This window comes from Primorskyibacter flagellatus (assembly GCF_014638275.1).
GTDB classification, from domain to species: domain Bacteria; phylum Pseudomonadota; class Alphaproteobacteria; order Rhodobacterales; family Rhodobacteraceae; genus Pseudooceanicola; species Pseudooceanicola flagellatus_A.
On the sequence record NZ_BMFJ01000004.1, the window covers coordinates 95,156 to 115,091 of the forward strand.

Annotated in this window: 22 protein-coding genes; 13 read left to right on the plus strand and 9 right to left on the minus strand. The window is 64.3% G+C overall.

Features of this window, described 5'->3' with window-relative positions; translation table 11 throughout:
- Positions 1-42: 42 nt before the first annotated feature.
- The 4 genes from IEV87_RS21060 to flgF are packed head-to-tail and all read right to left on the minus strand — an operon-like array spanning position 43 to position 3,019.
- Entirely contained in the window at positions 43-804 is a 762-nt protein-coding gene (locus tag IEV87_RS21060) for a flagellar basal body L-ring protein FlgH (RefSeq protein WP_229737754.1), read from the minus strand.
- Positions 801-1,466 carry a flagellar basal body P-ring formation chaperone FlgA gene (flgA, locus tag IEV87_RS21065; RefSeq protein WP_188479702.1) on the minus strand — a complete coding sequence of 222 codons (666 nt, stop codon included), beginning with the start codon at positions 1,464-1,466 and terminating at the stop codon, positions 801-803. Before flgA ends, IEV87_RS21060 begins: the two co-directional genes overlap by 4 nt.
- A gap of 3 nt (positions 1,467-1,469) precedes the next feature.
- The gene (gene flgG / locus IEV87_RS21070) at positions 1,470-2,255 is read right to left on the minus strand and encodes a flagellar basal-body rod protein FlgG (protein ID WP_188479703.1); all 786 of its coding nucleotides are present in this window, start codon (positions 2,253-2,255) and stop codon (positions 1,470-1,472) included.
- Between the two features lie 14 nt (positions 2,256-2,269).
- A complete protein-coding gene (flgF, locus tag IEV87_RS21075; RefSeq protein WP_188479704.1) occupies positions 2,270-3,019 on the minus strand; it encodes a flagellar basal-body rod protein FlgF in 750 nt (249 codons plus the stop codon).
- Positions 3,020-3,253: 234 nt separating this feature from the next.
- Here flgF and IEV87_RS21080 point away from each other — a divergent pair, with 234 nt between their 5' ends.
- The 4 genes from IEV87_RS21080 (at position 3,254) to IEV87_RS21095 (ending at position 9,061) form a co-directional block, all read left to right on the plus strand.
- On the plus strand, positions 3,254-5,017 hold the full coding sequence (locus tag IEV87_RS21080) for a hypothetical protein (protein ID WP_188479705.1): 1,764 nt from the start codon (positions 3,254-3,256) through the stop codon (positions 5,015-5,017).
- Positions 5,018-5,185: 168 nt separating this feature from the next.
- A complete protein-coding gene (locus tag IEV87_RS21085; protein ID WP_188479706.1) occupies positions 5,186-6,496 on the plus strand; it encodes a flagellar hook protein FlgE in 1,311 nt (436 codons plus the stop codon).
- 63 nt (positions 6,497-6,559) lie between these two features.
- Complete coding sequence (flgK, locus tag IEV87_RS21090) at positions 6,560-7,972, plus strand: flagellar hook-associated protein FlgK (RefSeq protein WP_188479707.1); 1,413 nt, start codon at positions 6,560-6,562, stop codon at positions 7,970-7,972.
- A gap of 12 nt (positions 7,973-7,984) precedes the next feature.
- Positions 7,985-9,061, plus strand: coding sequence for a flagellin (locus IEV87_RS21095; protein ID WP_188479708.1), 1,077 nt, complete (start codon positions 7,985-7,987; stop codon positions 9,059-9,061).
- Between the two features lie 120 nt (positions 9,062-9,181).
- Here IEV87_RS21095 and IEV87_RS21100 read toward each other — a convergent pair whose 3' ends face one another.
- On the minus strand, positions 9,182-9,907 hold the full coding sequence (locus tag IEV87_RS21100) for a response regulator transcription factor (RefSeq protein WP_188479709.1): 726 nt from the start codon (positions 9,905-9,907) through the stop codon (positions 9,182-9,184).
- A 180-nt stretch (positions 9,908-10,087) separates the two neighbouring features.
- On the opposite strand from IEV87_RS21100, the gene IEV87_RS21105 reads away from it, so the two are divergent.
- The 9 genes from IEV87_RS21105 to IEV87_RS21145 all read left to right on the plus strand — a co-directional run bounded on the left by IEV87_RS21105 (position 10,088) and on the right by IEV87_RS21145 (position 16,971).
- The gene (locus tag IEV87_RS21105; protein ID WP_188479710.1) at positions 10,088-11,194 is read left to right on the plus strand and encodes a flagellar basal body P-ring protein FlgI; all 1,107 of its coding nucleotides are present in this window, start codon (positions 10,088-10,090) and stop codon (positions 11,192-11,194) included.
- Positions 11,195-11,206: 12 nt separating this feature from the next.
- Positions 11,207-11,521 (plus strand): rod-binding protein, encoded by a 315-nt coding sequence (locus tag IEV87_RS21110; protein ID WP_188479711.1) that lies wholly within the window; start codon positions 11,207-11,209, stop codon positions 11,519-11,521.
- 13 nt (positions 11,522-11,534) lie between these two features.
- Complete coding sequence (locus IEV87_RS21115; protein ID WP_188479712.1) at positions 11,535-11,936, plus strand: hypothetical protein; 402 nt, start codon at positions 11,535-11,537, stop codon at positions 11,934-11,936.
- A gap of 105 nt (positions 11,937-12,041) precedes the next feature.
- Positions 12,042-12,878, plus strand: coding sequence for a flagellin N-terminal helical domain-containing protein (locus IEV87_RS21120; RefSeq protein ID WP_188479713.1), 837 nt, complete (start codon positions 12,042-12,044; stop codon positions 12,876-12,878).
- A gap of 291 nt (positions 12,879-13,169) precedes the next feature.
- A complete protein-coding gene (locus tag IEV87_RS21125; protein ID WP_188479714.1) occupies positions 13,170-14,006 on the plus strand; it encodes a flagellin N-terminal helical domain-containing protein in 837 nt (278 codons plus the stop codon).
- Between the two features lie 305 nt (positions 14,007-14,311).
- A complete protein-coding gene (locus IEV87_RS21130; protein WP_188479715.1) occupies positions 14,312-15,148 on the plus strand; it encodes a flagellin N-terminal helical domain-containing protein in 837 nt (278 codons plus the stop codon).
- A gap of 133 nt (positions 15,149-15,281) precedes the next feature.
- Positions 15,282-15,680 (plus strand): flagellar biosynthesis regulator FlaF, encoded by a 399-nt coding sequence (locus tag IEV87_RS21135; RefSeq protein ID WP_188479716.1) that lies wholly within the window; start codon positions 15,282-15,284, stop codon positions 15,678-15,680.
- Positions 15,681-15,685: 5 nt separating this feature from the next.
- Entirely contained in the window at positions 15,686-16,150 is a 465-nt protein-coding gene (locus IEV87_RS21140) for a flagellar biosynthesis repressor FlbT (RefSeq protein ID WP_188479717.1), read from the plus strand.
- The gene (locus IEV87_RS21145) at positions 16,147-16,971 is read left to right on the plus strand and encodes a DUF1217 domain-containing protein (protein WP_188479718.1); all 825 of its coding nucleotides are present in this window, start codon (positions 16,147-16,149) and stop codon (positions 16,969-16,971) included. The genes IEV87_RS21140 and IEV87_RS21145 overlap by 4 nt, the downstream gene beginning before the upstream one ends.
- Positions 16,972-16,992: 21 nt before the next feature.
- Here the strand turns inward: IEV87_RS21145 and IEV87_RS21150 are convergent, their stop codons facing one another.
- The 4 genes from IEV87_RS21150 to IEV87_RS21165 are packed head-to-tail and all read right to left on the minus strand — an operon-like array spanning position 16,993 to position 19,936.
- On the minus strand, positions 16,993-18,039 hold the full coding sequence (locus tag IEV87_RS21150; RefSeq protein ID WP_188479719.1) for a flagellar motor switch protein FliG: 1,047 nt from the start codon (positions 18,037-18,039) through the stop codon (positions 16,993-16,995).
- A 16-nt stretch (positions 18,040-18,055) separates the two neighbouring features.
- Positions 18,056-18,892, minus strand: coding sequence for a flagellar type III secretion system pore protein FliP (gene fliP, locus IEV87_RS21155; RefSeq protein ID WP_188479720.1), 837 nt, complete (start codon positions 18,890-18,892; stop codon positions 18,056-18,058).
- The gene (locus IEV87_RS21160) at positions 18,893-19,270 is read right to left on the minus strand and encodes a FliM/FliN family flagellar motor switch protein (protein WP_229737755.1); all 378 of its coding nucleotides are present in this window, start codon (positions 19,268-19,270) and stop codon (positions 18,893-18,895) included.
- Positions 19,271-19,273: 3 nt separating this feature from the next.
- Entirely contained in the window at positions 19,274-19,936 is a 663-nt protein-coding gene (locus IEV87_RS21165; RefSeq protein WP_188479721.1) for a FliH/SctL family protein, read from the minus strand.

A 19,936-nucleotide genomic window follows, 5' to 3' on the forward strand; every position in this document is an offset into this window, starting at 1 on the left:
ATCAAGGCGAGACTTTTATCGAACCGGGGCAATAAGTGAGAGTTAATAGGGCAAGACTATGTCAACCACGTCTTCCCCATAGCTCCGCCGCTGCTGGCGGGAGAGGCTGCCTTCGCCGCCGTAGGTGATGCGCGCCTCGGCGATCTTCTCGTAGGGAATGGTGTTGTTCAGCGCGATGTCCTGCGGCCGGATGATGCCGGCGACGCGCAGTTCGCGCAGTTCCTCGTTCACCTTCACCTCCTGCCGGCCCGCGACGACCATGTTGCCGTTCGGGAGCATTTCGACCACCAGCGCGGCGACCTTGAGGTTGATCTTTTCGTTGCGGTTGATCGTGCCGGAACCGCTGGCCTGTGTGCTCGAGGAGGTTTCGACCAGGTTGTCGCCCAGATCGGCGGGGCCGACGCCGGGCAACAGCTTGTGCAGCTTGCCGCCGTAGCCGAAGAACCCCGGCTTGGCGAATTCGCTCGACCCGGAGCGTTCGCGGTCGGAGGCGTTGGCGAGGCGGGCGTTGTCGTCGATTTCGATGTTGATCGTCAGGATGTCGCCGACCTTGGTGGCGCGCTGATCGGCGAAGAACCCGGCGGAATTGCGCTGCCAGAGGGACGACGCCTCACCCCGTTCGGGAATGCGGGGCGCTTCGGGGGGCGGCATGGGGACCTGCACGCGCGCGACCTCGGGCATCGACATGGGCGACATCTCAACGCCCGAGATCTTCGGGTCGCGGTCAAACGGGTTCTGGGCGCAGGCGGCGACCGAAACAAGCGCCAGGGCCGATACGGCGAGGCGGGGCAGGGGGGACTTCAACGGGTGACCTCCACGATCCCGTCACTGACGGCGACGCCGGTGAGGGAGGTATTGCTGACGAGATTGACGATGCGGACTTCCTGCCCCTTGTGGGCATCGTCCAGCGCCTTTCCGGGCGCGGTGAGGGCGAGCAGGCCGTCGTTGTAGCGGATCGAGATGCGCGCGCCGCGACCGATGATGATCGGCTGGCCGATGGACTGGGTCATGACGGGCCGCCCCTGCGTCAGCATGCGGCGCACCTGCATGCCGACAAGGTCTTCGCGGTCGGTGACGGTGAAGCTGCCGATGCGGGCGAGCGGCAGCTCGACGGAGCCGAGGTCCGCCGCGGTGATCTTGTCGCCCGGCTGCATCCGCCGCAGCGGCACCGGCACGTCCAGCGTCGCGATGGCGAGCCCGGCGAGGCGGATGACGCTGCTGTCCTCGGCCACCGCATTGGCGAGGTACTGGCCGGTGTCCTTATCCATCCAGAAGGCCGAGAGCATCACCGCCTGTTCCGGCGTGCCGGCGGGAACGGTGATGTGGAACCCCGCGTCGTCGGGAAGCTCGGGACCGTATTTGTCGCGGGCGCTTTCCTCGATCAGCATCTTCACGTCCTCGGCCAGCACGGCGGCGGGCAGGACAAAGACGATCAGGACGACGGAGAGGTAGTAGAGAAATCTCATGGCTTACCGGATCTGGTTGGCGGTGGACATCATCTGGTCGGCGGTTTCGATGGATTTGGAGTTCATCTCGTAGGCGCGCTGCGCCGAGATCAGGTCGGTGATCTGCTGGATGATGTTGACGTTGGAGTTTTCCAGATAGCCCTGCCGCAGGATGCCGACGGCCGGATCGCCCGGATTGGCCTGGGTCGCGTCGCCCGAGGCAACGGTGGCGGCCAGCAGGTTGTTGCCAAGCGGCTTCATGCCCGCGTCGTTGATGAAGGTGGCGAGGGAGACCTGGCCCAGTTCGACCGGGAAGGGATCATTGCCGATATAGGCGGAGACGATCCCGGTTTCGCTGATCTCGATCTGGGTGGTGTCGGCGGGGACGACCACGCCGGGGTTCACCTCGTAGCCCTGCTGCGTGACGATCTGCCCCTCCGCATTCAGGCGGAAGTTGCCGTCGCGGGTGTAGGAGGTCGTGCCGTCGGGCATGTTGACCATGAAGTAGCCGCGCCCCTCGATCGCGAGGTCGGTCTGGTTCTCCGTCTGGAGCAGCCCGCCCTGCGTGTTCAGCCGGTTGGTCCCGGCTGTGCGCACGCCGAGGCCGATGTCGATGCCGACAGGCAGGTAGGTGCCCTGGGCCGAGGTCGGGGCGCCTTCGCGCTGCTGGTTCTCGTAGAGCAGGTCCTGGAAGGAGGCGCGCGCCGACTTGAACCCCGTGGTGGAGGCGTTGGCGATGTTGTTCGAGATGACGTCGACGTTGGTCTGCTGCGCCATCATGCCGGTTGCGGCGATGCCAAGGGCTTTCATGTCTCTACCTCATCCTATCCTGTTGTGCTGCCGAGACGGCGCAGCAGGTCGCGGCGCAGGTCGTCTTCGGTTGTCATCAGCTTGGTGGCCTGTTCGTAGGCCTTCTGGATCATCATCAGCCGCGTGACCTCGGTGATCGGGGCGACGTTCGACATCTCGATGGAGCCCTGCGCGACCTCCGACCCTTCGGCGATACGGGCCATGCTGGCCTGTCCCGGCGGCGGCACCAGCATGGAGTTGCCGAGCCGCATGTAGGACTGGATGTCGGGCAGGTCGAAGAGGCCGATCTTGCCGATGACGCCGTTTTCCTCGGAGGCGATGGTGCCGTCGACGGAGATGATGATCTTGCCGGAGTTCGCGGGGATCTGGATCTCCGTCCCGCTTTCGTCCAGCAGGCGCGACCCGGCGATGGTGACCAGATAGCCGTCCTTGTCGAGCGCGAGCTGGCCGTCGCGGCCATAGGCGGTCTGACCTTCCGGCGTGGTGTAGGCGAGGAATGCGTCGCCCTTCACCGCGATGTCGAGCGGGTTGTCGGTCTTGGTCAGCGCGCCCTGCGCCTCGTCCAGGTAAGACCCCTGATCGACGACGAAGTTGGTGCCCTCACCGACCTCGGCCCCGTCGTCGGGAAAGAGGTAGGAGGAGAAGATCACCCTCTCGGCCTTGAATCCGGCTGTGTTGGCGTTGGCGATGTTGTTCGCCGTCACGTCGAGGTCGCGCTGCATGGCGCGCGCCAGCGACAAGGCCACATACGTGGTATTGTCCATCTCTGTGGTCCTCTGCCCGGTCCCAGATCGCCGCCTATCCATTTTCTTTTCTTGCGGAAGCGGCGTTTTTCTTGGAAAGATAGAAGCACCTCCAAGAACAGAAGTCAATAATTGCGCCGTTCTCTTTGCATATCCTTTTCCCTGATCTGCACAGTTCTTGCCGATCCGGGTCTTGCAGAGACCCCGCCGGAGCCGGCGCAGGGCACCGCCCCCCCCATGACCATACAGGAGCAAATGGCGCATCTGGCCCCGCCGGTCATGGACTGGACGGTGCCGGCGCAGATGCTCTACCAGCCGCAGAAGCCCGACCGGGACTATGTCGAGCAGCGGCAGGCGATCACGGAGGGGCTGGCGGTGGCGCTTGGCCGGCCTTCGGCCCAGTGGGGCATGAGCGCGGCGACGTCCGACGCGCTGCTGATGCTGGCGCGGCTGCACTACCAGTATGGCATGGCGCCGGAGGGGCTTTCGGTGCTTCAGGGGCTGGACGCGGCGAACCTGTCGGAAACCCAGTCCCTGCGCCGCGCCACGCTGGAACTGGCGCTTGGCATCGTCGACCCGCGCGGGACCCCGCTGACGGCGGCGGCGCAGGCGATGCTGGAACAGGGCTACGCGGAATGGCCCGACCAGATGGTGTTCGTCGCGCTGAAGGCGGTGCAGGAGCGGCGGTTCACCGACAGCGCGGACCTGCTTGGCGTGGTGCGGGACAAGCTGAGCCGCCTGCCCTCGGGCTATCAGGCGGTGGTGCTGCCCGGTCTGCTGGAGGCGGCGATCGCGACGGAGCAGTGGCGCATCGCCCGTGATTTCGCGCTGGAGTTCCGCAAGCATCCCGGCATGGCGCAGGGCAGCGCCTTTCGCTACCTGCTTGGCCGGGCGGCGGAAGCGGGGCACGACATCCTGGCGGCCTTCGACAGCTATGCGCTCGCCGGGGAACAAAACGACCTTTTCGGGCATCGGGCACGCATGGCCATCGTGTCGCTTGGGCTCGCCAACAATCTGCTGACCATTCCCGAGGCGCGCGACCTGCTGGCGCGGGAAAGCAACCTGTGGCGCGGGGACGATTACGCGCTAGCCGTGCTGACCGACCTTGCCGCGCTGGATCAGGCGAGCGGCGACCGGGTGGCGGCCATTCACACCTACGGCACCATCATCGACCGGTTCCCCGCCGCGCCGGAGGCCGGTCTGTCCCGCCAGAAGGCCCGTGCCCTGATCGCCGAGGTCTATGAGGAGGGCGCGACGGGCAAGATGCCGCTGTCCGATTTCCTGACCGCGCATCGCACCATCGCCCCCGACTTCCGGTTCGAACCCGGCTTCGACGCGCAGTCGGAGCGGTTCGCCAACCGTTTCCTTGCCGTCGGGTCCACGCTGGTGGCGGCGCAGGAATACGAGGCGGTGCACGATCATCTTGCCGTGGCGCGCGACCTCGGGCTGGCGGAGGTCGACGATCAGCGGCTGGACGAGCTGCGCCTGAAACAGGCCCGCGCGCTGTCCATGGGCGGGCAGATGGACGTGGCGCTGTCGGTCCTGCGAGAGCCGCTGCTGTCGGCCGATCCGGAACTGGACAACCAGCGCTCGCAGCTTCTGGCGCGGCTGTACAGCGAAACCGGGCAGACCGCGGCGGTGCTTGAGACGCAGATCGCCGACCCGAGCCTGTCCTTCCTGCGCATCAAGGCCAAGGCGCATTTCGACCGGGCCGACTGGGCCGAGGCGCAGGCGACCTATCAGCAGATGTGGGACCTGATCGGCAACGAGCTTCCGATGGAGGACGCGATCCCGCTGCTGCTGTCGGCCTATCGAAACTCCGACCTCTCCACCACCGTCGCGCTGTCGAAGGCCTTCCCCGACCTGACGGAGATCCCGCAGTGGACCGCCATCGCCGAGGGGCTGGTCGACCCGGCGGCAGAGCTGTGGCCGCTGCGGCAGGACACGGCCAAGTTGCGGATCAATTCCGCGTCCGAAGCCATGGATAATGTCGGAACCGTGGTGCCGGGCACGAACTGAGCCAACGATAAAAGGCCCGTCGCGAAGAATAGCGATAGAACCGTCAAGATGGGGCCAAGATGTCACGCCCCTGCAAAATTCGTAATTCTTTAACTCTGCTGAAAAGTCCCGCGCGTAGATTGGTGGTGAGGCAAAACCAAAACCCACCAAAAAAAACCGGGGGCAATAATGAGCATATCACAGGCAATGATGTCTGGAGTCAGCGGTCTTATGGCCAACTCCAAGGCAGTGTCGCGGATTTCCTACAACATCGCGAACTCCGACACCTACGGCTTCCGCCGCAGCTTCGCGCAGATGCTGACGGCCGGGTCGACGATCCCGACCGCGGGCGCACAGGCGTCGGGCGTGCGGGCCGAGGTCACGCATCAGAACACCAAGGACGGCACGCAGCTGGCGACCACCAGTGCGACCAACCTCGCGATTTCCGGCAACGGCTTCTTCGCGGTGACGCGCGGAGTGAACTCCGGCGACGGCGAACCGCAGCACTTCCTGACCCGCGCGGGCGACTTCCAGCCCGACAGCATGGGCTACCTGCGTAACGCAGCGGGGCTTTACCTGGCCGGGTTCCCCTATGACGAGACCGGGTCGCTTGGCGTGATCGACCGCAACCAGTTCTCGGGTCTTGAAACGGTGCGCATCGCCGAGATGTCCATCGCCGGCAACCCGACCACGGCGATGACCCTGTCCGGCAACCTGCCTTCGCAGGAAACCGGGGTGGCGACGCCGGGCGATCCGTTCGTGTCCTCCATCGAATACTTCACCGCGCTCGGCGCGGCGGAGCGGCTGCAGTTCTCGTGGCAGCCGACCTCGACCGCAAACGAATGGACGCTGAACGTCACGGACGCCGAGGGCGCGACCTACGGGTCGCTCACCGCGACCTTCAACGACAGTGGCCCGATGGCCGGGTCGATCAACAGCTATTCCGGCGTGACCTCGACCGCGACGGCCCCGGCGGCCTTTGCCTTCGACACGACGACCGGGCAGGCGACGATCACGATCAACAACGGCACCACGCCCCAGACCATCACCGTCGACATGGGTGCGCCGGGATCGTTCAGCGGGCTCAACCAGTTCGCGGGCGACTACATCCCGCTGGTCGGCAATGCGGACGGCACGCAGTCCGGGTCGCTGGCACGGGCCGAGATCAGCGCGAACGGCACCGTCTACGGCATCTTCGACAACGGGATGCGCCGAGCGCTCTATCAGATCCCGCTGGCCACGGTGCCGAACCCGAACGGGCTGCTCACGGCGGACAACTCCATCTTCCTCGTCGGAGAGGACTCCGGCGCCTTCACCCTGGCGCAGGCAGGCACGGGTGTCGCGGGCGAGATCACCGGCGGAGCCATCGAAAGCTCCAACGTCGACATCGCCGAGGAACTGACCGAACTGATCCAGAAACAGCGCGCCTTCTCGTCCAACGCCAAGATCATCACGACGGCGGACGAGATGCTGGACGAAACCGTCCGCCTGAAACGCTGAACCTGACCGTCCCGCGCCGGGCTGATCCGGCGCGGGGCAGCCGATCCCAGGGGCAAGAGCACCATGAGCATCATCTCCGCGATCCTCTCAAGCCGGTCCGGCCTTCTGGCCAATTCCGCCAAGGCGGAAATCGTGTCCGGGAACATCGCCAACTCCCAGAACGAGAACTACTCGCGACGGGCCCTGCTGACCGCTTCGGCCGTTGGCGGCGGGGTCAACGTGATGGGGATCAACCGGGCCATGGACTACACCATGGACGGGCTCTACCGCACGGAATCCGCCTATGCGGCGAAACAGACGGCGATTGCATCGGCCCTGTCGGTCTATTCCGCGCAGCTTGGCGCCATCGACAGCGAGTCCAGCCTGCCGAACCTGATGTCCAAGTTCCAGAACCAGCTTGGCCTGATGTCGAACGATCCGGGCGATTCAAGCCTGCAACAGGAGGTGCTGCTGGCCGCGAAGGCGCTCACCGCCTCCCTGCGCAGCGCGAATTCGGCCCTGGCCCAGGTGTCCAAGACCGCGCTGAAGGGCGTGGAGACGGATCTCGAGACCGCCAATGCGGCGATGAAGGAAATCGCCCGCATCAACGCCGACATCGGCAAGTCCGTGCCGGGAAGCGCGACCTATGCCAACCTGCAGGACCGCCGTGCCGCGGAGCTGGACAAGCTGGGGCAGGTCATCCAGATCGAGGTGCGCTATGACGGCGACGGGCGGGCCAACGTGCATTCCGCCGGAGGCCAGCCGCTGGTCATCGCCGGGCTGGTCAACGAGCTGAGCTTCGACCGCTCCACCGGCACGCTGATGTCCGGGACCGACGACATCACGCCGGGCAGCGCCGGGCGGCGTGGTGCGGATCAGGGTTCGCTTGCCGGCTATATCGAACTTCTGAACACCACCGTGCCGCAGCAGCAGCTGGAACTGGACGAGATCGCCCGCGCCCTGATCGAGGGGTTCGAGGGATCCGATGCCAGCCTTACCCCCGGCCAGGCCGGCCTGTTCACCGACAACGGCTCTGCCCTGTCGGCGACCTACGCCACCGGCCTCGCGGGCCGGATCAGGGTGAACGCCGCCGCCGATCCGGGGCAGGGCGGGGACCTGACGCTGATCCGGGACGGGCTTGGCGCGGTGACGCCCGGCGCGACCTCGGACAACACGCAGGTTCTGGCCTTCCTGAACTTCTTCTCCTCCTCCGTCGCCTTCGATCCGCAGGCGGGGCAGGGGACCAGCACCACGATGATGGATTTCACCAACGGCATCATCGCGCAGCAGCATGCGCGGCGGGTGGCGTCGGAATCCTCTCTCTCTGCCTATACCGCCAGCGCCGAGACCTACCGGGCGGCGCGGCTCAACGCCAACGGCGTGAACATCGACACGGAACTGCAGAACCTTCAGCTGGTGGAACAGGCCTACAACGCCAATTCCCAGGCCCTGAAGATCGCGACCGAGATGATCGACACGCTTCTGAACCTCGTCTGAAGGGCCTGACACATGATTTCCTACGTCCAGACGGTTTCCACCCTGCAAAGCCTGCTGACACGGCAGCGCACCACGACCGACATGACCAAGCTCATGCTGCAGGCGGAGGTCGAGGTTTCCACCGGTCGCCACGCGGATCCCTATGCCGCGCTCGGGTCACGCTCGATCGAGGCGATGAGCACGCGCGCCGCCTATGAGCGCACGCTCGGCCGGATCGAGTCGAACACCCTGCTGCAGAACCGGCTGGACCTGATGGCGACCTCCCTGTCGAACGTCCGCGAGGCCGCGCAAGAGGTTCTGACCATGGCGATGACGAACCAGGACCCGAGCTCGGCCAGCCCGCAGTACATGAAGGATCTGGCGCGTGACGCCTATGACACGATCGCCTCCTTTCTGAATGCGGGTTATAACGGCAAATCCCTGTTCGGCGGCGTGGCGAGCGACAAGACCCCGGTGAATACCTGGGGCAAGGCGAACGGCACCACCGGCTACAGCCCGGCGGACGTGATGGCCGGCATCGTCGGCGGCGGGATCACCGATGCTGCGGATGCGGCGGCCAAGCTGGCGCAAGTCGACGCGGTCTTCAACGGCACGCCCGGCGATCCGGCCACGGCCTATGAACAGACGTTCTACAGCGGCTCGCCCCTGATGACCGGCGCGACGCCGACCCCGCGACTGAACGCCCAGATCGATGATAATTTCGAGATCAACTATGGTGTGCAGGCCAACGACCAGGGTTTCCGTGACCTGATGCGGGGTCTCGCGATGATCGCGAGCGGTGACCCGGCGACGATTTCCGATCCCGATGCCTACAAGGCCTGGGTCGGCGCGGCGACCAAGGCGCTGAGCTCGGGCGTGTCTGCGGTGCTGTCGGCGGAAAGCCGGACGGGCAGCATGCAGAAGCAGGTGGAGGACGCGACCACGCGGCTGTCGGCCAAGCGCGACGTCTATTCGCTGCACATTTCGGACCTGGAGTCGGTCGATCCCTACGTGGCGGCGACCAAGCTGACTTCGGTCGAAACGCAACTGCAGGCGAGCTATGCCGTCACCGCACGGCTGGCGCAGCTGTCGTTCCTGAACTTCATGTAATGTCTTTGCTGCGTGATCCTCGGGATAGACCGGAGGATCACGTGCTGCACAGCGTGCGGGCAGGGGAGAGATCCCCGGATCGGGTCCGAGGATGACGTCGATCTTGCGGATCGGGGGGTGTCACATCCCGCCGGCGCGGGCCATCGGGGCGGCGGCGACTTCGGGGGCGGGGGCGAACTTGTAGCCGCGCCCGTGCACCGTTTCGATGTAGTTGTGACCGGACTCCGCGGACTGGTCGATCTTCTTGCGGATCTTGCAGATGTAGACGTCGATCACCTTGTCGAAAGGCTGTTCCTCGGACATGCCGTAGACCGCGTCATAGATCGCGCCCTTGGACACGACCCGGCCCGCGTTCAGCACGAGCTGCTGGAAAATCGCGTGTTCGCGGCGCGACAGCTTGACCACCTGGCCCGAGATCTCGGGGTCGCGGCCGTCGAAATAGGCGGTGACCTCTCCGACCTGGACGCTTTCGGCGGCGTGACCGTGAGAGCGGCGGGTGATGGAGTTGATGCGGGACTTGAGCTCGACCGATTTCACCGGGATCACGATGTCGTCGTCGGCGCCCGCGTCCAGTGCGGCAGCGGTATCCCGGGAGTTGCGGAAGTCACGCATCACCAGCACCGGGTTGGAGCATCCGGCGGCCCGGAGCGCGGCGATCTGGTCCAGCAGGTCGGGGTTCTCCGCCAGCAGGAAGGGCCGGTCCTCGTGCCCTCCGCGGTTCAGCAACCCAAGTTCGCCGCGGAAGAAGTTGGCCTGGATCGGCACCGGCTTCATCCGCGCGGAGCGGAGTTCGGCCATGAGTCCATTCAGACGATCCGCGCGCGGCTCGTAAAGATATATATGCATGCTGCTCCCCGATCCTTGTTTTTTGATGATCGGCCTCTGATTTTTCATGTATCTTAGAAACACAGTGGCGTGATGGTCAAGCAATTCCGTGCCGCGCACTTACACTGTTGCAATCTATTCTTGAGTTTGTGACCGACTTGCGGCAATAATCCTTGCAACAAAACATAAAGAATGTTGGACATGCGGGCTTTTCGAGCACTCCTTGCCCTGGTGATCGCCATCTCGCCCGCGCTGGACGCGGCGCGGGCCGACGTGCGCATCAAGGACATCGCCCAGTTCGAGGGCATCCGGGAAAACCAGCTGGTCGGCTATGGCCTCGTGGTCGGGCTGAATGGCACCGGCGACACGCTGCGCAACAGCCCCTTCACGCAGAAGAGCATCGAGGGGATGCTGGAGCGGCTCGGCGTCGGCAACCTGGCCGATGAGCAGATGCGCACCCAGAACACCGCCGCGGTCATGGTGACATCCATGCTGCCGCCCTTTGCGCGGCGCGGGTCGACGATTGACGTGGTCGTGTCCTCGCTTGGCGATGCGTCGTCGCTGCGGGGCGGGACGCTGATGGTGACGCCGCTGTCCGGCGCGGATGGTGAGGTCTATGCCGTGGCGCAAGGGCCGATCGCGGTGGCGGGCTATGCGGCGCAGGGGGCGAATGCCTCCATCGTCGAGGGCGTGCCGACCGTGGCGCGGATCGAAAACGGCGCGACGGTCGAGAACGAAATCGACTTCAACCTCAACTCCCTCCGCTCCTTCAGGGTGGCTCTGCGCACGCCCGACATCACCACGGCGAACCGGGTGGCGGACAAGATCAACCAGTCGCTTGGCCCGCGCACCGCGCAGGTGCTGGACGCGACGACGATCGAGGTGATGAGCAACGACAAGGGCGCCACGGCCGAGATGATGGCGGCGGTGGAAAACCTGATGGTGCAGCCGGATTCGGTCGCGAAGGTGGTGATCGACGCGCGGTCCGGGACCATCGTCATCGGGTCGAACGTGCGGGTGGACAAGGTCGCGGTATCGCAGGGCGGTCTGACCGTCATCGTGCGCGAGGACATCCAGGTCAGCCAGCCCGAACCGATCACCATTGGCGGCACCACGGTTGTCGTGCCGCAGACCGAGGTGCAGGCCCAGGAAGCGGAAGCGCATTTCACCATCCTCGAAGGCGACGTGAGCCTGCAACGGCTGGTGGACGGGCTTAACGCCATCGGTGTGACGGCCAGCCAGACCATTTCGATCCTTCAGGCCATCAAGGCCGCCGGCGCCCTGCACGCCGACCTGGAAATCATCTGAGGAGCGCGCGCCATGGAGATCCCCTCCACCAACTTCGTGGCGATGGCGCAGGGCCAGGCGCAGCTGACCCGCAACGGGCAGGCGACGGATCCGGCCAAGACCACGGCGCGGGAATTCGAGGCGGTGTTCCTGACGCAGGTGATGGAAGAGATGCTGAAGACCGTGAGCATGGGCACGATGGACGGCGGCTTTGCCGAGGAGACCTGGCGCAGCTTCCTTGCCCGGGCCTATGCGGATCAGCTGGCGCTTCAGGGCACGACGGGCATTGCACAGAGCGTTGAGGCCAGCATCGGCGCCTACCGCGCCGCGATGGTGAAACAGGGGTAAGGGGGACACGGACATGGCAAACATGGCGCAGGCATTATCGGTCGTGGACCGGCTGTCGCGGCTGCTGCGGGACGAGATCGCGGCGATCACCGGCGGGCGGCTGGCCGAGGTGACGGAGATCTATCCCAAGAAGACGGCGTTGCTGGCCGAGGTGGAGGAGGCCTTTGCCACCCCCCGCGCGCTGCTGACCGATCATCCGCAGTCGGCAGAGCTGCGCGGCAAGCTGGTGGAGCTGCGCGAACTGATCGCCCAGGACCATGCCCTGCTGGAGAAAATGACCCAGGCGACAGGCGCGATCATCGACGAACTGGACCGCATCCGCGACCGCCATTCGCTATCGGGAACCTACGGGCCGGACGGGGAAAAACGCGCGCGCAGCACCGTGGCCTCGCAACATTTCGACCAGTCCCTGTAAACTTCCTTAATTTCGCCTCAAATGGAGTGTTGATTAACCGCACGGGCAGGCCCGTTTTCGGAAGAAATCCGATGACTCGATAAAAAAAATGTATCGGAGCAGAAGATGTCTTCCATTCTTACGAACCACAGCGCGATGACCGCGCTGTCTACCCTGCGCAGCATCAACAGCAACCTGAGCTCGACGCAGAGCCGTATCTCCACCGGTCTCAAGATCGAATCCGGCAAGGACAACGCAGCCTATTTCTCCATCTCCAAGACGATGGCCGGTGACTCCGGCATGTTCAAGGCGATCGACGAGAACCTGACGCTGCAGAAGAACGCCGTCTCCACCGCGCGCCTCGGCGCCGAGACCCTGGTCGACCTTGCCAAGGAATTCGCCGAGCGCGTTGCCTTCGCACAGGGCGGCACCCAGGAAGTCCGCGACGACGTGCAGGCCGAACTGGACGAACTTGCCGCCCGGATGGCCACCACGATTTCCCAGTCGACCTTCAACGGCACCGACTACGTGAACGGTACCGCGAGCGTTTCCGTCGTGACCGGCATCAGCCGTGGCGCCGGCGGCACCGTGTCGACCACTTCCATGTCGTTCCTGCAGCAGGACCTTGGCGCGATCCAGTCCGTTCTGGCAAACCTCGACCTGTCCGCAGCGGCGTCCGCCGGTGCACAGGCGACGATCCTGCAGTCGGCCGAAGCGCAGCTGGCCGCCGCCGTTGCCTCCGCGACCGCGCTCGGCATCGCCGAGAAGTCGATCGAGACCCAGAAAGAATTCCTGGGCGCCCTGACCGACCGTCTGGACAGCGGCATCGGGTCGATGATCGACGCCAACATGGAAGAGGAGGCCGCGCGTCTCCAGGCCCTTCAGGTGCAGCAGCAGCTCGCCACGCAGTCGCTGTCGATTGCCAACGCAGCGCCGCAGAACATCCTGAGCCTGTTCCGCTAACCGCGGCACTCGCCTTAAGGTAGGAAAGGCCGCGGGATCCGCGGCCTTTTTTCGTGTCGGAAAAACGCCTGCCTCAATCTTGCCACATTTCGCCGGGGCGGTCCGCGGAGCGGCGCGGAAAACTGCTGTATACCTCTGGCGAACAAGGCTTTTTCAGAAAAAACCAATAAACCGGGATCTTGCCTAACTGTTTCTTAATTTCGCCCGAAACGGGGTGTTATCTGCACTCACGGGCAGGCCCGGTTTCGGAAGAAATCCGATGAAGCAAGAAAAAGAATATCGGAGCAGAATATGTCTTCTATCCTGACGAACCACAGCGCGATGACTGCGCTGTCGACCCTGCGCAACATCAACAGCGACCTGAACTCGACCCAGAGCCGTATCTCGACCGGCCTGAAGATCGAGTCCGGCAAGGACAACGCAGCCTACTTCTCCATCTCCAAGACGATGGCCGGCGACTCCGGCATGTTCAAGGCGATCGACGAGAACCTGACGCTGCAGAAGAACGCTGTCTCCACCGCGCGCCTCGGCGCCGAGACCCTGGTCGACCTGGCCAAGCAGTTCACCGAGCGCGTCGCCTTCGCGCAGGGCGGCACCCAGGAAGTCCGTGACGACGTGCAGGCCGAACTGGACGAGCTGGCGGCACGTATGCTGACCACCATCAACCAGTCGACCTTCAACGGCACCGACTATGTCAGCGCCGCCGCAACGATCACCGTCGTGACCGGTATCTCCCGCTCCTCCACGGGGTCGGTGAGCACCACCAGCATGACCTTCATGTCGCAGAACCTGGCCGCGATCCAGACCGCGCTCGACGCCGTCTCGATCACCTCCGCCACCACCGCGACGCTGCAGGAAGCCGCGCTGACCGCCGCCGAAGCCGAACTTGGCAAGGCGATTGCATCGGCCACCGCGCTCGGCATCGCCGAGAAGTCGATCGAGACCCAGAAGGAATTCCTGGGTGCCCTGACCGACCGTCTGGACAGCGGCATCGGGTCGATGATCGACGCCAACATGGAAGAGGAGGCCGCGCGTCTCCAGGCCCTTCAGGTGCAGCAGCAGCTGGCAACGCAGTCCCTGTCGATTGCGAACTCGTCGCCGCAGAACATCCTGAGCCTGTTCCGCTAACCGCGGAATAGCACATGAACAACCTTGAGGGGCTGCGGTTTACCGTGGCCCCTTGAGAGCATCCGGGTCCCCGCCAGCAGAGGACGATGCGAGGCGATTTGCGCTATCGCACTGATGGGATTGCAAAGTTTTCGCTCCGTCACAGCCGCCGAAAATTTGGCAAAAGCGTGACGGCGCCGCAACAGTCCCGGTGATTGCGCAGAATTGCTTACACATCGTCAACTATGAGTGGTAGTGTATAACCACGGGCAGGCCCGTTTTCGGCAGAAGTCGACGACGCGATAAAAATAAATCGGAGCAGTACGATGTCATCTATCCTTACGAACCACAGCGCCATGACGGCGCTGGCCACCTTGCGACAAATCAACACCAACCTGACCGATACGCAGGGCCGTATCTCCAGCGGGTTGAAGATTGAATCCGGCAAGGACAACGCAGCCTATTTCTCCATCTCCAAGACGATGTCGGGCGACTCCGGCATGTTCAAGGCGATCGACGAAACCCTGACGCTGCAGAAGAACGCCGTCTCCACCGCGCGCCTCGGCGCCGAGACGCTGGTCGACCTCGCCAAGTCCTTTGCGGAGCGCGTCGCGTTCGCCCAGGGCGGCACCGAAGAGGTGCGGGCCGATGTGCAGGCCGAACTGAACGCGCTGACCGCGCGGATGACGACCACGATCTCGCAGTCGACCTTCAACGGCACCGACTACGTGAACGCCACGACCTCGGTCACGCTGGTCACCGGGATCAGCCGCGCCGCCGGCGGGACGATCTCCACCACCACGATGTCGTTCCTGCAGCAGGATCTTGGCGCCATCGCCTCCATCCTGGCCGCGATCGACCTGACCGCCGCGGATTCCGCCGGCGCCCAGGTGGCCGCGCTGCAGAGTGCCGAAGCCCAGCTTTCCGCGGCCGTCGCCGCCGCAACCTCTCTCGGCATCGCCGAGAAGTCCATCGAGACGCAGAAAGTCTTCCTCGCGGAACTGACCGACCGTCTCGACAGCGGCATCGGGTCGATGATCGACGCGGACATGGAAGAAGAGGCCGCACGCCTTCAGGCGCAGCAGGTCCAGCAGCAGCTTGCCACGCAGTCGCTGTCAATTGCCAACGCAACGCCACAAAATATCCTAAGTCTCTTCCAATAATAGGCGCGCGTTGATCGACAACCACGGGGGGCCGTCAGAGCAAGCGGCCTTTCGAAGAGTGCCCACCCCGGATCAACCGGGGGGACATCCAGCCAAAAACAAACCGCACAAGCGGAAATGAGGACAGGTCAAAATGAGTATCGCGGCGTACAAGCGCACGATTCGTGAGAGCGAGAGCCCCCGTCAGATCGAACGGCGGGTCTTTGTCCGGGTCACCGGCGAGCTTGAAAAACACAGCACGGTCTATGACACGACCCGGTCCCGCCCGGACCGGGTGGCCATCCTGGCCCAGGGCCTGCGTGCGCAGCTTGCCGACAACCTGAAGCTCTGGTCGACCATCAAGCATGACCTGTCCCATCCGGAAAACGGCCTGCCCCTGCCGCTAAAAGCCGGTCTCATTTCCCTTGCGCTGTTCGTCGAACGCCAGTCCGCCCAGGTGCTGGGCGGGGAGGCGGGGCTGGGTGTCCTCGTCACCATCAACCAGAGCCTGATCTCCGGGCTCTCCGGCGCGATGCCGGGACCGCGGGGGTAGGGCGCATGGCACTCCAGCTGACCCTGAAGCCCTTCGAGCGGATCGTGATCAACGGTTGCGTGGTGCGGAACTCCGCCCGCAAGTCAACCATCGTAATCGAGACCAAGGCCGATGTCGTGCGCGGCCAGGACCTGCTGAGCCGCAAGGCCGCCGTCACCCCCGTCAACCAGGCCTATTTCCTGGTGCAGACTGCACTGACCGACCCGGCGTTGCAGGACAAGCTGCGCTCGCCGATCCAGAAACAGCTGGCCGCACTGGCCACCACCTTTGGCCCGCCGACCGTGCATTCGGTCTTCGAGGCCGCCAACTTCGTCAGCCAGGGCGACTTCTACAAGGCGCTCCGTGCCCTCCGTCCGCTGATGAAACGCGAGGCTGAAATCCTCGGCGCGAACGTTCCGCGCCCGGCCAGCCTGCGCGGTGACATTGTGTCTGAGGAAGAGGAGCCGGCGTTAAGCCGTGATGCAGGATGATACCCATTTCAGGACTGTCGTCGATCAACGGGCTGAACATCGTTGATGCGACACGCGACAAGCAGCTCGACCTGATCCGCAACTCGGCCCAGCACAAGCGGGAGATCGAGTATTTCAAGGCGAACATCAAGGATGTCGAAAACGTCGACCAGCTGGTCGACGACAGCCGCCTCTACAGCTTCGTGATGCGCGCCTTCGATCTTGAGGATCAGATCTTCGGCAAGGCGATGATCAAGAAGGTCCTGAAAAGCAACATCGAGGAATCCGATGCGCTGGTGAACCGTCTCACGGACCCGCGTTTCCGCGAGATGTATCAGGAAATGGGCTTCGGCACCGACGGCGAAGGCAACCTGAACACCATCCTCACGCGCTGGCAGGACCGTATGGTGAACCGTTACGTCGAACGGCAGTTCATCAACTTCCAGGACGAACAGAACGCCACCGTCGGAACCGCGCTGGAGTTCCGGCGCAACGCGGGCGACATCGAATCCGCCTTCGACATCCTGAAAAACACGCAGATGACGGAGTTCTTCCAGACCGCGCTTGGCCTGCCGTCCTCGCTCTCGGGGCTGGACATCGACAAGCAGGCCGAGATCATCAACAAGAAGTTCGATCTGGAAACGCTGAGCGATCCCGAGGTGGTCGAAAAGCTGATCCGCAAGTACGTCGCGATCTCCGACGCGCTGAACGGATCCGCCACGGCGAACAACGGCGCGCTTCAGATGCTGACGGCGACATCGAACGCGGCGGCAGCCTCCATCATCTCCATCACGATGAGCATCGACCGCGTCGGATACTCCGCCTCCCGGCTCTACAGCTGAGCGGGGCGGCGCCGACCGCTATCAGATGAATTCCTCGTCGTCCGCCATCGGCAGGGCGATGACCTCCTCGTCCGCAAGTTCCTTGGCGTAGTCGAGCAGACCGGCCTGCGCCTCGCGGACATCCTTGCCGCGGACGGGACCCATGGTGTTCATCTCTTCCTCAAGCATGTCGCGCGACCGGCCCGGAAGGGCGGCGAGGAACACGTCGCGGACCTCTTTCTTCGCGCCGCGCAGGGCGATCGGCAGCGCGTTGCCCGGTGCACCGCGCATGACGCGGGCAAGGTCCATCGCGTTGAGGTTGGCGAGATCGTCAAAGGTGAACATCTTGGACTTGATCGCGCTGAACGTCTCGGGGATGCGCTGCTCCAGGTCCTCGGACAGCTGCTGGAAGGACACGACGTCGAGCTTGTTGAACAGGTCCGCCATCTTCTGCTGAAGCTCGCCGGATGTTGGCTGAGCGGGGGCGGAGATGATGTCGGTCTGCAGCGTTTCCTCGATCTGCTTCATCATGTGATGGGGCACCGCCTCCATCCGGATCATGCGTTCGACCACGTCGTGCATCTTTTCCTGACCAAGCAGGGGCAGGACCTTGGCGGCGACGTCGTTCTTCACGTTGGACAGGATCGCGGCGCAGGTCTGTTCGTGTTCGTTGCGCAGGTAGTTGGCGATGACGTTCTCCGACAGGGAGGAGAAGCGCGTCCAGAGATCCTTTTCCATCAGCGGGCCGCGGATGTCCTTGAGGATACCGTCGACCTGGTCGGAGGGGAGGAAGGAGCGCAGCATGTCCTCTGCCACGGTGAAGGACCCGACGACGCCGCCGCCGTTGGCGATGCCCTCCACGAAATCCGACATGACCTGTTCGACCTGGTCCGCCTCGATCACGCCGAGCCCGGCCATGGCGCGGGTCATGATCTGAATCTCCTCGTCCGTCAGCTTCTGCATCAGGGCCGACCCGCGCTGTTCGCCGAGGCAGAGGAACAGGATCGCGGCCTTCTCGGGCCCGCGCAGCGCGCGCTTCTGGGGCAGGCGGCGTTCGGTCTGCTTGCGTTGCGCTTCCATTACGGCCATGTCGCGTTTCCTTTTCTTATCCGCCGCCGACCGCGGGGAGGTAGCTTTCCATCAGCGACCCGGCCAGCATGTACCAGCCGTCGATGAGGACGAAGAAGATCACCTTGAACGGCAGGGAGATCAGCACGGGCGGCAGCATCATCATGCCAGCCGACATCAGGATTGAGGCAATGATGAGGTCGATCGCCACGAAGGGCAGATAGATCAGGAAACCGATCGAGAATGCCCGGCGGAGTTCCGACATCATGAAGGCCGGCACCAGCGCGCGCCAGGCGGGCAGGCCGTCCTCCGTCACCTGTTCGTTGAGCGGCCCGGTCTCGCCCGCGCTGCGCGCCGCGATGTCCTGGAAAAGCGCCAGGTCCTTGTCGCGGGTATTGGCGGCCATGAAGACGCGGAAGGGTTCGGCGGTGCGGTAGAGCGCCTGTTCCTCGGTGATCGCGTTGTTCATCAGCGGCTGGATCCCGCCCGTCCAGGCATCGTCGAAGACCGGCTGCATCACGAAAAAGGTCATGAACAGCGCCATGGAGGACAGCACCATGTTCGGCGGCGTCTGGTTCAGACCAAGCGCGGAGCGGAGCATCGAGAAGACGATCACGAAGCGGGTGAAGGAGGTCATCACCACCAACAGACCCGGCGCGATGGACAGCACCGTCATCGCCGCGATCAGCTGCAGGATGCGGCCCGACAGGGTGGCGCGTTCGTCCGACCCCGGTGCCGCATCGCTCAGCGCATCGGTGATGCCCGACAGGAAGGACCCGCCATCCTGCGCCACCGCATGCGAGGCGCAGAGCATCAGCCCGGCCGCGACGAGCGCCGGGATCGACAGGCGGACGGCTGATCCCGTCCGCTTCATTCACTTCTCCGACACGTAGTCTTTGACAATCTCGATCAGCGACACGCCGACCCGCTCCTCGTCAAGCTTGACGAGGTCGCCGCGCGCCACCAGCCGGTCGTTGATGACGATGTCGACGGGTTCGCCGATGCGCTTGTCGAGTTCGATGATCGACCCGCGCGACAGCTTGAGCAGGGCCGAGATCGGCATCCGCGTCTTGCCCAGCACCACCTGCACGTTCAGCCCGACGTTGAGCATCGCGTCGATGTTGTAGCCGGCGCCCTCTTTGGACTTGCCCATCATGGCGTCCATGACGGTTTCCTGGATCTCGGGATCGGCCTCGGGGATTTCGGCGGTGTCGGTCTTCTGGTCTTCGGTGTTGTCGGTTTCGTCAGCCACGGCTTACTCCAGTTCGGCTTTTCTGCGGGCCAGGGCGTCGCCCGCGGCCTGTTTCAGGGCGGTCAGGATCTTGTCGCAGAGCTCGGTCAGGCTGAATTCCATCAGCCCGTTGTCCCATTCGACCCGGGTGTCGCCCGCCCGCATCCTGTTGTCGGTCTGGATCTGCACACGTCCCTGGAACCCGGCCCGCTGCACCTGATCGTTGATCCCGTCGGTGAGTTCCCCGGCAAGGTCGGCGGGGACGTGGATCCGCAGCAGCGACGCGCCGATGGCCATGCGGATGGCCTTCTTGATCTCGTGTTCGGTGCGCAGCAGGGCGGTCTGGTCCAGCAGTTCCGGCGCAAGCTGGCGGAAGATGGTCAGCACGTAGTCCAGCACCTGATATTCCAGCGCCGCCTTGTGCTGATCGGCCTGGGTCAGGATCTGCTGCAGCCGCGGGGCCAGAACCACAAGCGCATCGGCGGTGCGGGAGGAGGTGCTCTCCGCCGCCTCGACCGAGGCCTCCGCGCGCCCGGCAAGCCGTCCGTCCTCGTAGGCTTCCTTGGAGGCCTTGCGGACGGCTTCGTCCATGTCCTCGGGCGTGTAGATCGACCGTTTCTGATGGATCCGGCGGCGTGCCTCGAATTCCGCCTCTTCGTCGAAGTCGCGCTCGAATATGGTGTTCAT

Bases quoted from the DNA above. Each gene is read 5' to 3' on its own strand.
- IEV87_RS21080 (WP_188479705.1), top strand. From the start codon at position 3,254: ATGGCGCATCTGGCCCCGCCGGTCATGGACTGGACGGTGCCGGCGCAG.
- IEV87_RS21100 (WP_188479709.1), bottom strand. From the start codon at position 9,907: ATGCATATATATCTTTACGAGCCGCGCGCGGATCGTCTGAATGGACTC.
- flgF (WP_188479704.1), bottom strand. From the start codon at position 3,019: ATGGACAATACCACGTATGTGGCCTTGTCGCTGGCGCGCGCCATGCAG.
- IEV87_RS21150 (WP_188479719.1), bottom strand. From the start codon at position 18,039: ATGGCCGTAATGGAAGCGCAACGCAAGCAGACCGAACGCCGCCTGCCC.
- IEV87_RS21135 (WP_188479716.1), top strand. From the start codon at position 15,282: ATGAGTATCGCGGCGTACAAGCGCACGATTCGTGAGAGCGAGAGCCCC.
- IEV87_RS21105 (WP_188479710.1), top strand. From the start codon at position 10,088: ATGCGGGCTTTTCGAGCACTCCTTGCCCTGGTGATCGCCATCTCGCCC.
- IEV87_RS21085 (WP_188479706.1), top strand. From the start codon at position 5,186: ATGAGCATATCACAGGCAATGATGTCTGGAGTCAGCGGTCTTATGGCC.
- flgA (WP_188479702.1), bottom strand. From the start codon at position 1,466: ATGAGATTTCTCTACTACCTCTCCGTCGTCCTGATCGTCTTTGTCCTG.
- IEV87_RS21115 (WP_188479712.1), top strand. From the start codon at position 11,535: ATGGCAAACATGGCGCAGGCATTATCGGTCGTGGACCGGCTGTCGCGG.
- flgG (WP_188479703.1), bottom strand. From the start codon at position 2,255: ATGAAAGCCCTTGGCATCGCCGCAACCGGCATGATGGCGCAGCAGACC.
- IEV87_RS21125 (WP_188479714.1), top strand. From the start codon at position 13,170: ATGTCTTCTATCCTGACGAACCACAGCGCGATGACTGCGCTGTCGACC.
- IEV87_RS21165 (WP_188479721.1), bottom strand. From the start codon at position 19,936: ATGAACACCATATTCGAGCGCGACTTCGACGAAGAGGCGGAATTCGAG.
- IEV87_RS21130 (WP_188479715.1), top strand. From the start codon at position 14,312: ATGTCATCTATCCTTACGAACCACAGCGCCATGACGGCGCTGGCCACC.
- fliP (WP_188479720.1), bottom strand. From the start codon at position 18,892: ATGAAGCGGACGGGATCAGCCGTCCGCCTGTCGATCCCGGCGCTCGTC.
- flgK (WP_188479707.1), top strand. From the start codon at position 6,560: ATGAGCATCATCTCCGCGATCCTCTCAAGCCGGTCCGGCCTTCTGGCC.
- IEV87_RS21095 (WP_188479708.1), top strand. From the start codon at position 7,985: ATGATTTCCTACGTCCAGACGGTTTCCACCCTGCAAAGCCTGCTGACA.
- IEV87_RS21145 (WP_188479718.1), top strand. From the start codon at position 16,147: ATGATACCCATTTCAGGACTGTCGTCGATCAACGGGCTGAACATCGTT.
- IEV87_RS21110 (WP_188479711.1), top strand. From the start codon at position 11,207: ATGGAGATCCCCTCCACCAACTTCGTGGCGATGGCGCAGGGCCAGGCG.
- IEV87_RS21120 (WP_188479713.1), top strand. From the start codon at position 12,042: ATGTCTTCCATTCTTACGAACCACAGCGCGATGACCGCGCTGTCTACC.
- IEV87_RS21140 (WP_188479717.1), top strand. From the start codon at position 15,686: ATGGCACTCCAGCTGACCCTGAAGCCCTTCGAGCGGATCGTGATCAAC.